This is a genomic window from Haliea sp. E1-2-M8 (genome assembly GCF_030649675.1).
Lineage (GTDB): Bacteria > Pseudomonadota > Gammaproteobacteria > Pseudomonadales > Halieaceae > Haliea.
The window spans coordinates 20,653-35,981 of the sequence record NZ_JAUTDR010000008.1 but is presented as its reverse complement, the minus strand read 5'-3'; the positions used below and the strand labels follow the sequence as shown (position 1 = coordinate 35,981).

General features: G+C 62.2%; 9 protein-coding genes. 5 read left to right on the top strand and 4 right to left on the bottom strand.

The annotated features are described in order from the left end of the window. Positions 1 to 3: 3 nt before the first annotated feature. Genes Q6D67_RS08300 through Q6D67_RS08285 form a run of 4 tightly spaced genes read left to right on the top strand, consistent with a single transcriptional unit; the run spans position 4 to position 6,983 of the window. Positions 4 to 2,460: a glycogen/starch/alpha-glucan phosphorylase gene (locus Q6D67_RS08300; protein WP_304705132.1), complete on the top strand. Its 2,457-nt coding sequence runs from the start codon at positions 4 to 6 to the stop codon at positions 2,458 to 2,460. A 43-nt stretch (positions 2,461 to 2,503) separates the two neighbouring features. Then, positions 2,504 to 3,775, top strand: coding sequence for a glucose-1-phosphate adenylyltransferase (gene glgC, locus Q6D67_RS08295; RefSeq protein ID WP_304705131.1), 1,272 nt, complete (start codon positions 2,504 to 2,506; stop codon positions 3,773 to 3,775). Positions 3,776 to 3,798: 23 nt separating this feature from the next. Beyond that, positions 3,799 to 5,433, top strand: a complete 1,635-nt coding sequence (locus Q6D67_RS08290) for an alpha-D-glucose phosphate-specific phosphoglucomutase (RefSeq protein WP_304705130.1) — start codon at positions 3,799 to 3,801, stop codon at positions 5,431 to 5,433. A gap of 2 nt (positions 5,434 to 5,435) precedes the next feature. After that, positions 5,436 to 6,983 (top strand): glycogen synthase, encoded by a 1,548-nt coding sequence (locus tag Q6D67_RS08285; protein ID WP_304705129.1) that lies wholly within the window; start codon positions 5,436 to 5,438, stop codon positions 6,981 to 6,983. Between the two features lie 14 nt (positions 6,984 to 6,997). On the opposite strand, the gene egtD is transcribed toward Q6D67_RS08285, so the two are convergent. The 4 genes from egtD to Q6D67_RS08265 form a co-directional block, all read right to left on the bottom strand. Then, on the bottom strand, positions 6,998 to 7,963 hold the full coding sequence (egtD, locus tag Q6D67_RS08280; protein ID WP_304705128.1) for an L-histidine N(alpha)-methyltransferase: 966 nt from the start codon (positions 7,961 to 7,963) through the stop codon (positions 6,998 to 7,000). Beyond that, positions 7,960 to 9,234 (bottom strand): ergothioneine biosynthesis protein EgtB, encoded by a 1,275-nt coding sequence (gene egtB / locus Q6D67_RS08275; protein ID WP_304705127.1) that lies wholly within the window; start codon positions 9,232 to 9,234, stop codon positions 7,960 to 7,962. Before egtB ends, egtD begins: the two co-directional genes overlap by 4 nt. Before the next feature lie 191 nt (positions 9,235 to 9,425). Continuing rightward, a complete protein-coding gene (locus Q6D67_RS08270) occupies positions 9,426 to 12,491 on the bottom strand; it encodes an efflux RND transporter permease subunit (RefSeq protein WP_304705126.1) in 3,066 nt (1,021 codons plus the stop codon). After that, entirely contained in the window at positions 12,491 to 13,558 is a 1,068-nt protein-coding gene (locus Q6D67_RS08265) for an efflux RND transporter periplasmic adaptor subunit (protein ID WP_304705125.1), read from the bottom strand. The genes Q6D67_RS08270 and Q6D67_RS08265 overlap by 1 nt, the downstream gene beginning before the upstream one ends. A 187-nt stretch (positions 13,559 to 13,745) precedes the next feature. On the opposite strand from Q6D67_RS08265, the gene Q6D67_RS08260 reads away from it, so the two are divergent. Beyond that, complete coding sequence (locus Q6D67_RS08260; protein WP_304705124.1) at positions 13,746 to 15,323, top strand: peptide chain release factor 3; 1,578 nt, start codon at positions 13,746 to 13,748, stop codon at positions 15,321 to 15,323. Positions 15,324 to 15,329: the final 6 nt, after the last annotated feature.

The window sequence follows — 15,329 nt, the reverse complement described above, 5'->3', positions numbered from 1 at the left end:
CCCATGAACCAGACGCTGGCTCGCGCCCTCAAGGCCACCACCCTGGAAGAAGACCTGCAGCGCCACTACAGTCTGACTCTGGGGCGAGAGGATACCGGGGGTGATACGGACTTCCACCTCTACCAGGCCCTGGCGCTGACCTTGCGCGACCGGCTGGTAGCCCGCTGGCAGGACACCCGTGAACATTGCCGCGAGCAGGGCTGCAAGACCATCAACTACCTGTCGCTGGAATTCCTCATGGGCAGGACCCTGGGCAACGCGCTGCTCAACCTCGATCTGGAGGAGCCGGTGCGGGCGGCGTTGCAGTCCTGGGCCCGCGATCTGGAGCAGCTGGAAGACGAGGAGCTTGATGCCGGTCTCGGCAATGGCGGCCTCGGTCGCCTGGCGGCCTGTTTTCTGGACAGCTGCGCCACCCTGGAGCTGCCGGTCACCGGCTACGGCATACGCTACCAGTACGGGATGTTTCACCAGCGCATTGAAAACGGCTACCAGGTGGAGTACCCCGATCGCTGGCTGCGCCACGGCAATCCCTGGGAAATCGAGTGCCCGGAGGCAACCCGGCGCATCCGGTTTTTCGGCCGCAGCGAGCACTACCATGACTCGGATGGTGCCCAGCGGGTGCGCTGGGTAGATACCCGGGATGTGTTGGCGGTACCCTACGACATACCCGTTCCCGGTTACCGCAACGGCACGGTGAATACCCTGCGCCTGTGGAAGGCCGAAGCCACGGACGAGTTCGATTTCAACGAATTCAATGCCGGCAGCTACACCGATGCAGTCGCCGCCAAGAACGAGGCGGAGCAGATCACCATGGTGCTGTATCCGAACGACGCCAGTGAGCAGGGCAAGGTTCTGCGCCTGCGGCAGCAGTATTTTCTGGCATCTGCCAGCCTGCAGGATGTGCTGGCGCGCTGGGTGACCGTCCACGGTGAGGATTTCAGCGGCTTCGCCCGGGGCAATGGCTTTCAGCTCAATGATACCCACCCCACAATCGCCATTGCCGAGCTGATGCGGCTGTTGCTGGACGAGCACTGCCTGGGCTGGAACGAGGCCTGGGTCATTACCAATGCCACCATGGCCTATACCAACCACACCCTGCTACCGGAGGCACTGGAGAAGTGGTCGGTAAAGCTGTTCGGGGAGCTGTTTCCACGCTTGCTGGAAATCATCTACGAGATCAACGCCCGCTTCCTGTCGCGGGTCGCTGACCACTGGCCCGGTGATACGGAACGCCAGGCGCGGATGTCGCTGGTGGAAGAGGGGCCGGAGCCGATGCTGCGCATGGCCTTCCTCGGCATCGTCGGCAGCCATTCGGTCAACGGCGTCGCGGCTTTGCATACCCGCTTGCTGACAGAGGGCCTGTTCCGCGATTTCCACCAACTGATGCCGCATAAGTTCAATAACAAGACCAACGGTGTTACCCCCAGGCGCTGGCTCGCGCAGTGCAACCCGGGCCTCGCGGAACTGCTCAACGAGACCCTTGGGTCCGGCTGGGTGACCGATCTGGACCAGTTGCAAGCGTTGGCGCCGCTGGCTGGGGACAGCAATTTTGCCGAGCGCTACATGGCCATCAGGCGCGACAACAAGCTGGACCTGGCGCGCCTGGTGCAGGAGCGCTGCAATGTGTCCTTTGCGCCCGATATGCTGTTCGATGTGCAGGTCAAGCGCATCCATGAGTACAAGCGCCAGCTGCTCAATATCCTGCATGTGATCCATCTCTACGCGCGCGTGCTCAGTGGTAATACCGCCGATATCCAGCCGCGCTGCGTATTGTTTGGCGGCAAGGCCGCACCCGGCTATGCCATGGCCAAGCTGATTATCAAGCTGATCAACAATGTGGCCACGGTGGTGAACCGCGACCCGCGTCTACATGACTGGCTGCGGGTGGCGTTCCTGCCCGACTATCGGGTGACGGCGATGGAAGTCATCTGCGCGGGCACCGACCTGTCGGAGCAGATATCCACCGCGGGCAAGGAAGCCTCGGGCACCGGCAACATGAAGTTCATGATGAACGGCGCGATCACCATTGGTACCCTGGACGGCGCCAACATCGAAATCCGCGAAGCAGTGGGAGAAGACAACTTCTTCCTGTTTGGCCTGACCGCGGAGGAGGTGGAGGCGCGGCGTCAGGACTACGATCCGGACGCCCTGATCGCCGCCGATCAGGATCTGGCCAGGGTCATGCAGCTGCTCGACAGCGGCCACTTCAATCTGCTGGAGTTCGGTATCTTCGATCCGATCGTGGCGGCGATCCGCAGCGGCAGCGACCCCTGGATGACCGCGGCGGACTTTCGCAGCTATGTGGATACCCAGCAGCGGGTTGATGCCTGCTACCGCGACACTGCACTGTGGGCGCGCAAAAGTATTCTCAATACTGCCAGCAGCGGCCGCTTTTCCAGTGATCGCACTATCCGCGAATATGCCGATGAGATATGGTTTGCGGATCGGCCCGTTTGGTGAGCAGGCGCCGCCTGCCGAAGTTTTTTTGCACAGGAGAGGGCCCATGGAAGAAGACCAGAACCCGCGCTATGTCAGCCGGCTTACCCGGGATACCATGGCATTGGTACTCGCAGGGGGGCGCGGCTCACGCTTGTATGAGCTGACCAACTGGCGCGCCAAGCCGGCACTGTATTTTGGCGGCAAATACCGCATTATCGACTTTCCCCTGTCCAATTGTGTCAATTCCGGTATCCGCCGCATCGGCGTACTGACCCAGTACAAAGCCCACTCCCTGGTGCGGCACCTGGTGCGGGGCTGGTCCCATTTCAAGAAGGAGCTGGGGGAGTATGTGGAAATCCTGCCCGCCTCCCAGCGCTATTCGGAGGACTGGTACCAGGGCACGGCGGATGCCATCTACCAGAACCTGGATATCATCCGCGCGGAAATGCCCAAGTATGTGATGATCCTCTCCGGCGACCATGTCTACAAAATGGACTACGGGCCGATGCTGGTCGCCCATGTCGAGTCCGGCGCGGAGATGACGGTCTGCTGCCTGGAGGTGCCGGTGGCGGAGGCCGCCAGCGCCTTTGGTGTCATGCAGGTGGACTCGAACAACCGGGTAACCGCCTTTCAGGAAAAGCCGGCCCACCCGGCGGAGATCCCCGGCAAACCGGGCCTCACCCTGGCCTCCATGGGCAACTATATCTTCAACACCGATTTCCTTTTCGACCGCCTGATCAAGGATGCCGCCAACCTGCAGTCCTCGCACGATTTCGGCAACGACATCATCCCTGCGCTGATACAGAACTTCCATTTGCACGCCTATCCCTTTCGCGACCCCGAGACTGGCGGCAAAGCCTACTGGCGCGATGTCGGCACCCTGGACTCCTTCTGGCTGGCCAACATGGAGTTGATCGGCACGTCGCCCAGTTTGAACCTGTACGAAAAGGACTGGCCCCTGTGGACCTACCAGGAACAACTGCCCCCGGCGAAGTTTGTGTTCAACCGGGACGATCGCCGTGGCACCGCGGTTGACTCCATGGTTTCCGGCGGCTGCATCGTTTCCGGCAGCCTGGTCAGCAATTCTGTGCTGTTTTCCAACGTCCGCATCAACTCCTACTCAACAATCGACAAGTCGGTCCTCCTGCCGCAGGCCGAGGTGGGGCGCCGTGTCAGGATGCGCAACGCCATTGTCGATCGCGGCTGCGTGATTCCCAAGGGCATGGTTATTGGGCATGATGCCGCCCAGGATCGTGCCAACGGGTTGCGGGTAACCGACAGCGGCGTGGTACTGGTCACCCGCGGTATGCTGGGCCAGCCAGAGGGCTACGCCTGATCGTTTTTTTGCAAGGATGGTGAATGTCAGTAATCAGGATTGATACCCAGCCCCTCGCGGGGCAGAAGCCGGGCACCTCCGGCCTGCGCAAGACCGTGGCGGAATTCAGCCGCCCCCACTATCTGGAGAATTTCGTCCAGTCGATTTTTAACGCCCTGGGCGATTGCAGCGGCAAATCGCTGGTAGTGGGTGGTGACGGGCGCTATTACAACCGCCACGCCGCGCAGGTCATCCTGCGGATGGCGGCGGCCAATGGTTGCAGCCGGGTGCTGGTGGGGCAGGGGGCTTTGCTGTCGACGCCCGCTGCCTCCTGCATCATTCGCAAATACGGCCTCGATGGCGGCATCGTGCTGTCGGCCAGTCACAATCCCGGCGGGCCGGAGGGCGACTTCGGGATCAAGTTCAATGGTGCCAACGGTGGGCCGGCGCCGGAGTCGGTAACGGCGGCCATTTTCGCTGCCACTGCCCGCATCGACCACTACCTGACCCTGGATACGGCGGATATCGATCTGGACCAGCCCGGAGCAGTCACTCTGGGCAGTACCGCAATCGAGATCATCGACCCGGTGGCGGACTACGCGGATTTGATGGCATCGCTGTTCGACTTTCCCAAAATCGCCTCCCTGCTGGGCCACCGGCGGTTTCACATGTGCTTTGATGCCATGCACGCGATCACCGGCCCCTATGCGCTGGAAATCCTCGAGCGGCGCCTCGGCGCCGCCGCCGGTACCGTAATCAACGCGGTGCCGCTGGAGGACTTCGGCGGCGGCCATCCGGACCCCAACCTGGCCCATGCCGGGGAACTGGTGGCGCGCATGAACGGCGATGAGCCGCTGGCCTTTGGCGCCGCCTCCGATGGCGATGGCGACCGCAACATGGTGCTGGGCAGCGGCGTGTTCATCAATCCCTGTGACTCCCTGGCAATTCTGGCAGCCAACGCCAGCGTGATTCCGGCCTACGCGGCGGGGCTGGCGGGCATCGCCCGCTCGATGCCGACCAGTCGCGCCGCGGACCGGGTTGCGGCCGAGCTGGGCATCCCCTTGTTCGAGACCCCCACCGGCTGGAAATTTTTTGGCAACCTGATGGATGCTGGCAGGATTACGCTGTGTGGTGAGGAAAGTTTTGGCACCGGCTCCAGCCATATTCGCGAGAAGGACGGCCTCTGGGCGGTGCTGTTCTGGTTGAACCTGATCGCGGGGCTGAGCAAGCCCGCCCGCACCATTCTGCGGGAACACTGGCACCGCTACGGACGTGACTATTTCAGCCGCCATGACTACGAGGCGGTGGCCGAGGATCGGGCCACAGCATTGATGGACGCGCTGCGCGCACGGCTGCCCGGCCTTGCGGGCACCTGCCTGGCGGGCCACACGGTCGCTGCCGCGGATGACTTCTCCTACACCGACCCCGTGGACGGAACCGTCAGCGCCGGCCAGGGCCTGCGCATCCTGTTTGAGGACGGCGCGCGCATTGTCTTTCGGCTCTCGGGTACCGGTACCGCCGGCGCCACCTTGCGTGTCTACTATGACAGCTACCAGCGCGACCCGGCGCTGTTGGAACTGGCGCCGCAAAGAGCGCTGGCAACGCTTTTTGCAGCTGCGGATGAGTTGGCCGGGATCACCCGCCTGCTGGGCCGCAGCCAGCCCGACGTTATCACCTGAGCGTGGCGGGAAAGCAAAACAGTCCGCTCAAGCTGTTACTGCTGGCCGCCGAAAACGGCGCCCTGCCAGGGGGCAAGGTTGGCGGTATGGGCGATGTGATACGGGATATACCCCGTGCCCTGGCCGCGCTGGGCCACGACGTCTCGGTGCTGGTGCCCGGCTACCAGCACTTTTCGCATCTGCCCGGTGCCACACTGGAGACTGTGCTGGAAGTCGCTTTTCGCAATGGCAGTGAGCGCGTCGAACTCTGGTCGCTACCAGCTGACCCCGCGCACCCGGGGGTGCGCTGCCAGGTGCTGGAGCACCCGCTGCTGGCGCCCTGCGGTCCCGGGCAGATCTACTGTGATGATGGCCCCGGGCGTCCCTTTGCCACCGATGCCTCCAAGTTTGCCCTGTTCTGCGCGGCGGTTGCGACGGCCCTGCGGGACGGGGTACTGCCGTGGCCTGACCGGGTTCACCTGCACGACTGGCACACCGCTCTGGTGCCCGTGCTGGCGCGGTTTGAACCGGAGTTTGCAGCCCTGGATGAGCTCAACTTTGTCTACACAATCCACAATCTGGCGCTGCAGGGTATCCGTCCCCTGCGCGACGATGACTCGGCGCTGGAGGCCTGGTTCCCCCGCATGCGTTACGACTATGCCTTTGTCGGCGATCCGCGCTATCCGGACTGCTTCAATCCCATGCGCGCGGGGATACGCCTCTGCCACAAGGTGCACGCGGTGTCGCCAACCTACGCCCGCGAAATCCAGGGCGACGCCGGGGAGGGGCTGGCGGAGGATCTGCAGCAGGCCCAGCGCGAAGGGCGGCTGGAAGGAATCCTCAACGGTTGTGAGTATCCGCAGCCAGGGTCGGCGCCGGTCGGGTTCGACGCGCTGTTGGCGGCGACCCGTGCCGAACTGAAGCGCTGGCAGCAGGGCGCCGCAGCCGACTGCGTGGCCCAGGCTGTGCTCAAGGTCGACCGCTGGCGGCGGCGCAAGCGTCCGTCGACACTGGTGACCTCGGTCGGGCGCCTGACGGACCAGAAGGTCCGCCTGTTGCGGTTGCCCTGCCCTGATGGCCGCAGCGTACTGGAGCATCTGCTGGACCGGCTCGGGCACCGCGGCCTGTTCCTGATGCTCGGCAGCGGTGCCCCGGAACTGGAGGCCTTTTTTGCCGCAGTCAGCGCGCGCACCGATAATTTCGTGTTCTTGCGCGGCTTCTCGGAACCACTGTCGGAGAAACTGTATGCAGGCGGCGACCTGTTTCTCATGCCCAGTTCCTTTGAACCCTGCGGCATTAGCCAGATGCTGGCGATGCGCGCCGGCCAGCCCTGCCTGGTGCACGCTGTGGGGGGGCTCGCGGATACAGTCCGCGACGGGGTGAATGGTTTTGCCTTCAGCGGCGTTGACGAAGCGGATCAGGCGCGGCATCTGTTGCAGCGCTTTGACCAGGTGCTGGCGCTGCGCGCAGCCGGTGGGGCCAACTGGGACCGTGTCTGTGAGGCTGCGGCGGCGGCCCGTTTCAAGTGGACCGACGTGGCCCGGGCGTATCAGGCTCTGCTGTACCAATAGGGCCGCGGCAGGGGTCAGCCGCGGGAGTTGACTACACTCAACAGGTTGACACTGAACAGGTGCTCGTCATCAGTCCAGCTTTGCTCAAGCTTGAGGCCTGCCTTTTCGACCAGAGAGGAAAAGTCCCGCAGGGTATATTTATAGGAATTCTCGGTATGAATTGATTCACCTGCCGCAAAATGCAGCTGATCATTCCTGCAGGTGACAATCTGTTCAACTGCACTGACCAGGTGCATTTCGATACGTCTTTCATTTTCATTATAGAACGCATGATGCTGGAACAGATCCGGCTCGAAATCAGCCCCGAGCAGACCATTCAGATGACGGAGTATGTTGCGATTAAACGCAGCCGTGACACCGGCGTGGTCATTGTAGGCGGCGGCTAGAGTCTTCGTTGCTTTATGCAGGTCAACCCCTACGAGAATCATTCCTTCGGGCCCTATCAGGCCGCGCATTCCCTGCAAAAATTTCACCGCTTCGGCGGGTTCAAAATTGCCAATTGTTGAACCCGGATAAAAAATCAGCGCCGATTGATAACTAACGGATTCGGGCAGGGAAATCGCCCGGGAAAAATCCCCGGCAACCGGTTCAATGCACAGCTCTGGATAGGTTTGGTTGAGGCTTGTGACTGCATCGGAAAGATAGTCGTGCGAAATGTCTACCGGAACATAGCAGCTGGGTTGCAGGGCAGGAATGAGATGCCGAATCTTTTCGCAACTGCCCGCCCCGGGTTCGATAATGGTCCTCTGGGTGCCAATATGCCTAGCTATAGCCTCGGCGTGGTGCTTCAGGATCGCTGTTTCCGTGCGCGTCGGGTAGTACTCCGGCAGCGATGTAATCTGATCAAACAGGCAGGAACCTGCTGCATCGTAGAAATACTTTGGATCAATCGTCTTTTGCTCCGACTGTAAACCAGCAATCAGCTCGCCATAAGCACAGTGTTGGGGTTGACCATTGATTGCGTGTTCTGCGTGATTCATCCTGCCATCCTTGCGGCGTTTCGGGCCAACCGGATCCCGCTGAACTGCCAGCGGTCCCGGGGGTAAAAGAAATTGCGGTAGCTGCTGCGCAGATGCGTCTGACTGCTGACACAGGACCCCCCACGCAGTACCAACTGATTGCACATAAACTTCCCGTTGTATTCACCAACGGCACCAACGGCTGCAGAAAACCCCGGGTAGGGCGAATAGCTGCTGGATGTCCACTCCCATACTGATCCGAACATCCCCTGCGTACCGGTATTTCCACTCACAGCGACCGGCTGATAGATTTCACTCTCTACAAACTGCCCGCTAACCGGACAAGTTCTGGCGGCATATTCCCATTCAGCCTCGGAAGGCAGACGACAACCGGCCCAGCGGGCGAACGCATCCGCTTCATAGGCGCTGACATGGACTACCGGAGACTGCAGGCGCAAGGGTTGCAGGCCATGCAGGGTATATTCGAGCCATTCGCCATCCTGTTGTCGCCAGTACAAGGGAGCCTGCCAGCGCTGTTGTTGCACCTCGGTCCAGCCATCCGCCAGCCACCATTCCGGTTGCTGGTAGCCCCCTGCGTTGATAAATGCCAGGTAGTCAGCATTTGTAACTGGCCGGGTGGCCAGCATAAAGGGCTGCAACAGTACTCGATGGACCGGCAATTCATTGTCGAAACAAAACCCCTCACCCTGGTGACCGATGGCGCACTCGCCGCCACTGAATTCATGCCAGCCCGCAGGCCAACAGGCCTCTTCAGCACGGTATTGGGGATCATCGCAGCCCCGGTAAACCGGATACATGGGGTTGCAGGAAAAACTGTATTTCAGGTCTGTGAAAAACAATTCCTGATGTTGCTGCTCATGATTGATTCCCAGACAGGTACGCTGCAGCACCTCGGCATGGTTTGTCCGTTCGCTATCAGACAGCAGCGCCACCATGTGCTCGTCCACCCAGTGGCGGTAGGCATAAACCTGTTCGAGGGTGGGCCGGGACAATAATCCGCGCTGTGGGCGAGGAAATTGTTCACCGATGCCGTTGTAGTAGGAATTGAAGAGGTAAGCATAGTCCGGCCACGGCGACTGGTAATCAGGCAGGAAGACGCCCAGTAGAAAGGTTTCAAAAAACCAGCTGGTATGGGCGAGATGCCATTTTGGCGGGCTGGTTTCAGCGGCGGCCTGCAGCCCGTAATCTTCAATTGCCAGTGGCGCGCAAAACTGTTCCGAGGCTTGACGCACAGCCGTATATTGATCGATCAGATGACTATTTATCTTCATGCGGCTACCGCAAATGACCTGGATGTATGTGAACCCCTGAGCCAGCAATACTGCTGATCAAGGATCAGCCGGGCGACTCCTCCGACCGCCGAGCACTGCCAAACCTGAAATGTAGTATTGCCGCTGCGCCGCCGCCAGTATTCAGCCGCAATCCGCATCGCCGATCCTGTCACCGGGTCTTCGTTCGGCAGTCATGGTGAGACCTGGCCCCGAACCGTGCGGCTTGCCAGCAGGCGGTAAGCGGCGGGCACCACATACAGCGACAGGAACGACCCCAGCAGCATACCGCCGATGACCGCCAGACCCAGCGGCACCCGGCTCTGGGAGCCGGCGCCCAGCGCCAGGGCGATCGGCAGGGTGCCCAGGACCGTCGACAGGGTAGTCATCAGGATGGGCCGGAAACGCGCCGCTGCTGCCTCCTCGACCGCATCTGCAATACTCAGGCCGGCCTCCCGGCGCTGGTTGGCAAACTCCACGATCAGAATGCCATTCTTGGTCACCAGGCCGATCAGCATGATCAGGCCGATCTGGGAGAAAATGTTCAGGGTCTGGCCGAAATACCACAGGCTGACCAGGCCGCCGGTAATCGCCATGGGCACCGTCAGCATGATCGCCAGCGGGTCACGGAAACTCTCGAACTGCGCGGCGAGCACCAGGTAGATCAGCAGCAGGGCGAGAACAAACACGAACAGCAGGCTGCTGCCGGTTTCATCAAACTCACGCGACTGTCCGGCCAGTTCGGTGCTGTAGCTGTCATCGAGCACCTCGGTCGCCACCTCGCGCATGGCATCGATACCCGCCCCAAGCGTCACGCCATCCGCCAGGTTGGCGGAAAATGTTGCCGCGGTGAAGCGGTTGAACCGATATAGCACCGGCGCCGAGCTTTGCTCGCGCACGGTCACCAGGTTCTGCAGGGGCACCATGGCACCATCGGCCGCACGCACGGACAGGCGCGCAAGGTCGGTGGGGTCGTCGCGCCCGCTGCGCACCATCTGGCCTATGATCTCGTACTGCTGGCCGTCCTTGAGAAAGTAGCCGAAGCGCTGGCCGCTGAAGGACGCCTGCACGATATCGGCAATTTCCCGGGTGCTGACGCCGAGTGCCTCGGCTCGGTCGCGGTCAATATCAAGCACCAGTTCCGGCTGGTTGAACTTGAGGTTGACGTCGACATAGCTGAAAGCCGGGTGTTGCTGGGCCAGCTCCATGAAACGGGGGATAACTTCCCTGACCTTGTCTATATCCGTGTTCTGCACCACAAACTGCACCGGCAGACCGCGACCGCCGACGTTGATGGTGTCGAACTGGCGGACGAAGGCCTGCAGATCGGGAAATCCCGCCAGCGCCGCGGTAAGCAAGGAGGCAACCTCGGCCTGGGTGTGCTCGCGCTCCTCGGGATTCTTGAGTACGACGCGGGAAAACCCGGTGTTGGTGGTGGTCGAGGCGCCGAATCCAGGCGAGGTCACGGTCAGGCGGGCCTTCACATCATCGCCAATGCTCTCCCTGATGACATCGTCGAAGCGGGTCATGGCGTCGAACATGTAGTCGAATCCGGCGCCCTCTGGCCCCCGCGTAGATACGATTAGCTGGCTCCGATCCTCCAGCGGCGCCAGCTCCTGGGGCAGGCTGCGGTACAGAATGACGACCAGCCCCACACAGGCCAGCACAATCACTGGCGCCCAGCTGCGATGGTGCAGGAAAGCTCGCAGTGAGCTGCGGTAGCCATCCGCGAGGCCGTCGAAAAACGGTTCCGTGGCCCGGTACAGGGCCGGGTGCCGGGCCCGGTTCTTGAGAAAGCGGGAGCAGAGCATGGGTGCCAGGGTCAGCGCCACGAAGGAGGAGATAATCACTGCCGCCGCCAGGGTTACCCCGAACTCCCGGAACAGCACGCCGGTGAGACCGCCGAGGAATATCAGCGGCGCGAACACCGCGGTCAGGGCCAGCGTGGTGGCGATCACCGCGAAAAAAATCTCGCGCACGCCCTCGGCACCCGCCACCGCCGGGGTTTGGCCCTGTTCAATCCGTTTGTAGATGTTTTCCACCACCACGATGGCATCGTCTACCACCAGGCCAATGGCCAGCACCATGCCCAGCAGCGTCAGCACGTTGATCGAGAACCCGGCCAGGTACAGTACAAAGAAGGTGCCGATCAGACTAATGGGAATGGTGAGGACAGGAATGATGGTGGTGCGCCACTCGCGCAGGAAGGTGAAGATGGTGGCGCAGACCAGCAGCAGGGCGATAAGCAGCGTCTGCATTACTTCTTTTATGCTGGCGCGAATAAAAGTGGTGTTGTCGAAACCTACCGCTACGTCCACATCCGCCGGCAGGTCGCGTTCGATGATCGCCAGGCGGCGGTAGAACTCATCGGCGATGGCAATCTCGTTGGCGCCACTCTGGGGTCGCAGCACCACCCCGACGTTGGTGACCCCGTCGCGGCGCAGCACGGTGCGCTCGTTCAGGGCACCGAGCTCGGCGCGGCCCACGTCCCGCAGCCTCACCACCCGGTCCCCATTGCGTTTGATGATCCGGTTTTCGAAGTCTTCCGGGTCCTCACCCAGACGGCTCAGGGTACGGATATTGAGATCTATCGTGTCGCCCTCGAGACGGCCGGTCGGAAGCTCGACGTTGGCGGCCTGCAGTGCTGCGCGCACGTCGATGGCGGTGAGCCCGTGCGCCGCCAGCGCGTCCGGGTCCAGCCACAGGCGCATGGAGTATTCCTTGTAACCCCAGATGTCGACCTGGCCCACCCCGGAAATGGTTTCCAGACGGGTCTTGAACAGATCGTCCGCCAGCGCGCTGAGCTCCAGCAGGCTGCGCTGCTGGCTGCGCACGCTGAGGAAAATAATGGGGTCGCCGTCGGCGTCGGCCTTGGTAACAGTGGGCGCCTCGGCGTCATTCGGCAGGCGACGCTGGGCGGAGCCCACCCGGTCGCGGATGTCGTTGGCCGCGGTGTCGAGATCGTCACCGAGATTGAACTCGGCGGTCACCGTACTCAGGCCCTCGCGACTGACCGAGGTCATGGTGCGGATGCCGGAAACCGTGTTGAGCTCTTCCTCCAGGGGCTCGGTGATCTGGCTCTCCACCACGCTGGCATTGGCGCCCGGGTAGGCGGCCTGAACCGAGATAATGGGGCGCTGGGCCATGGGAAATTCACGCACGCCCAATTCGCCCAGGCCGATCAGGCCAAATACGATGATGAGGATGGACATCACCACCGCCAGCACCGGGCGCTGGATACTCAGTTCATGCAGGCGCATCAGCCGAGATCCAGACGACGCTGGATGTTGACTCGCTGGCCGTCTCGAACCGACTGGATACCCGAAGTGATGATCTCGGCGCCGGGTTCCAGCCCCTGCAGGATTTCCACCCGGGTTTCGTCGCGGTGGCCGGTCTGCACCGAGTTGCGAACTGCAATGCCGTCCTCAACCGTGAACACGGAGACCTGATCCAGGCTTTGCAGAACGGCGACGTTAGGCACCACCAAAGCCGCTTCGTTGCGGCTCACCAGTTCCACCCGGGCATAGTTGCCCGGGAGCAGCTTGCGGTCGGGGTTGTCGACGTCCGCGCGCACGGTCAGGGTGCGGGTGGCGACGTCGACGCGCGGGTCGACAGCCCGGACGACGGCGGTAAACGGCTGCTCGTGGCCCGCCACTCGCAAGGAGAGTACGGTCTGCGGCTGTACCAGCCGCTGGAAGCGCTCGGGAACGCTGAAATCCACCATCAGCTTGGAGACCGTTTGCAGGGTGGTGATCAGGGTATCGGCTTCGATGAGGTCGCCGGTGCTGATGTTGCGCAGCCCCAGGGTGCCGGCGAAGGGCGCGGTGATGCGGGTTTTGGCCAGGCGCACCTGCAACCGCTCGACCTCCGCGCGCAAGACCTGCTGCCGGCTGGCGGCGTCATCGCGCTCGCTGGCGGTCACTGAGCCACTTTTGAACAGGTTCTGCAGGCGGTCGGCCTGGGTGCTCGCCAGGGCCAGCTGCTCCTGCAGGGAGCGCAGCTCCGCCTCGATCTCGCCGGACTCTATAACCACGATGAGGTCGCCTTTCTGTACATCCTGGCTGTCGGTAAAATGAATTTGCTCGACCTTGCCGCGCAGTTCGCTGCGAATATGGATGGACTGGTCGGCCATCAGGGTGCCGTTGAAGGTCAGGCGGCTCTCAAAGGGTTCCGGCTGAATGCGCTGGGTGCGCACGGGCGCTGCCCCGCCACCGGGTGGGCGGGCAGCAGTGCCCTGTCCGTCGCCGTCGGAGGAGGGCAGTAAGCGGGGCACCAGAATTGCGGCAATGACGGCGACGGCTATCGCCGGCAACAGGAAATTTTTCATGGCTTCCATACGTTGACAGGGAGGTCTCCGATGACTCGGGCGGCTAAATTATACGGCAAAATGCCGGGGACCGTTTATCGATACCAGAAATGGACCCCGGCAACCCCTTCGGGTTCCGCGCCCGGCGGGGCAATGCCCTGAGCGGGCAAAGCGCGTATAATCCCCGCTTTTTCCAGCAGGTTGCATCATGCCAGAGCTGAGCAAAGCGATTGCCGCACGACGCACGTTTGCCATTATCTCCCACCCGGACGCGGGCAAGACGACTATTACCGAGAAACTGCTGTTGCTGGGCAATGCGATCCAGGTGGCAGGCAGCGTCAAGGGCAAGCGCGGTCCCCACGCCACTTCCGACTGGATGAGCATGGAGCAGGAGCGGGGCATTTCCGTGACCTCCTCGGTCATGCAGTTTCCCTACCACGGTCGCACCGTCAACCTGCTGGATACGCCCGGGCACGAGGACTTTTCCGAGGATACCTACCGGACGCTCACCGCGGTGGATTCGGCATTGATGGTGATCGACGGCGCCAAGGGTGTGGAAGACCGCACCATCAAGCTGATGAATGTCTGCCGGCTGCGCGATACGCCGATCTTCAGCTTCGTCAACAAGATGGACCGGGACATCCGCGACCCGATTGAGCTGCTGGATGAGATCGAGGAGGTCCTGGCGATCCAGGGCGCGCCCATCAACTGGCCCATTGGCATGGGCCGCGACTTCAAGGGCGTCTACAACCTCTATACCGATGTGATCCATCTCTACACTCCCGGGCAGGGCAGCGTGCTGCCGGAAGACCGGCGCATTGTGGGCCTGGCCAGCGCTGCGGCCCGGGAATTGCTGGGGGAGGAGTACACGGCCCTGGTCGAGGAGATCGACCTGGTGCGCGGTGCCAGTCACCCCTTTGACGCCGAGGCATTTCTGGCCGGCAAGCTGAGCCCGGTGTTTTTTGGCACCGCGCTGGGCAATTTCGGGGTTCGCGAGATGCTCGACGACTTTGTCGAGTGGGCGCCGCCGCCCCTGGGCCGGGAGGCGCAGGAGCGCGAGGTCAGTGCCGGGGAGCCCGCATTCAGCGGCTTTGTTTTCAAGATCCAGGCCAACATGGACCCCCGGCACCGGGACCGCATCGCTTTCCTGCGCCTGTGCTCGGGCCGCTATGACAAGGGTATGAAAATGCGCCACGTGCGCATCGGCAAGGAGGTACGCATCGCCGACGCGGTGACCTTCAAGGCCGGGGAGCGGGTGGTGGTGGAGGACGCGGTCGCCGGCGATATCATCGGCCTGCACAACCACGGCACCATCCAGATCGGCGATACGTTCACCGCCGGAGAGGACCTCAACTTCACCGGTATACCCCACTTTGCGCCGGAGCTGTTTCGCCGTATCCGCCTGCGCGATCCGATGAAGGCCAAGCAGCTGCAGAAGGGCCTGCAGCAGCTGTCAGAGGAGGGTTCGACCCAGGTCTTTGCCCCCCTCAACAATGCCGACCTGATCGTCGGCGCGGTGGGCCAGCTGCAGTTCGATGTGGTGGTCTACCGGCTGGCGGACGAATACAAGGTGGAGGCGGTATATGAGCCGGTCAACGTCTACACCGCTCGCTGGGTACACTGTGGCGATGGGCGCAAGCTGGAGGAGTTCCGCAAGAAAGCGGCGGATCAGTTGTCAATCGACGGTGGCGGGTATCTGACCTACCTGGCACCCACGCGGGTCAACCTGGCGCTGATGGAAGAGCGCTGGCCCGAAATCGAATTCCGGGCCACACGGGAGCACTGACCCGGG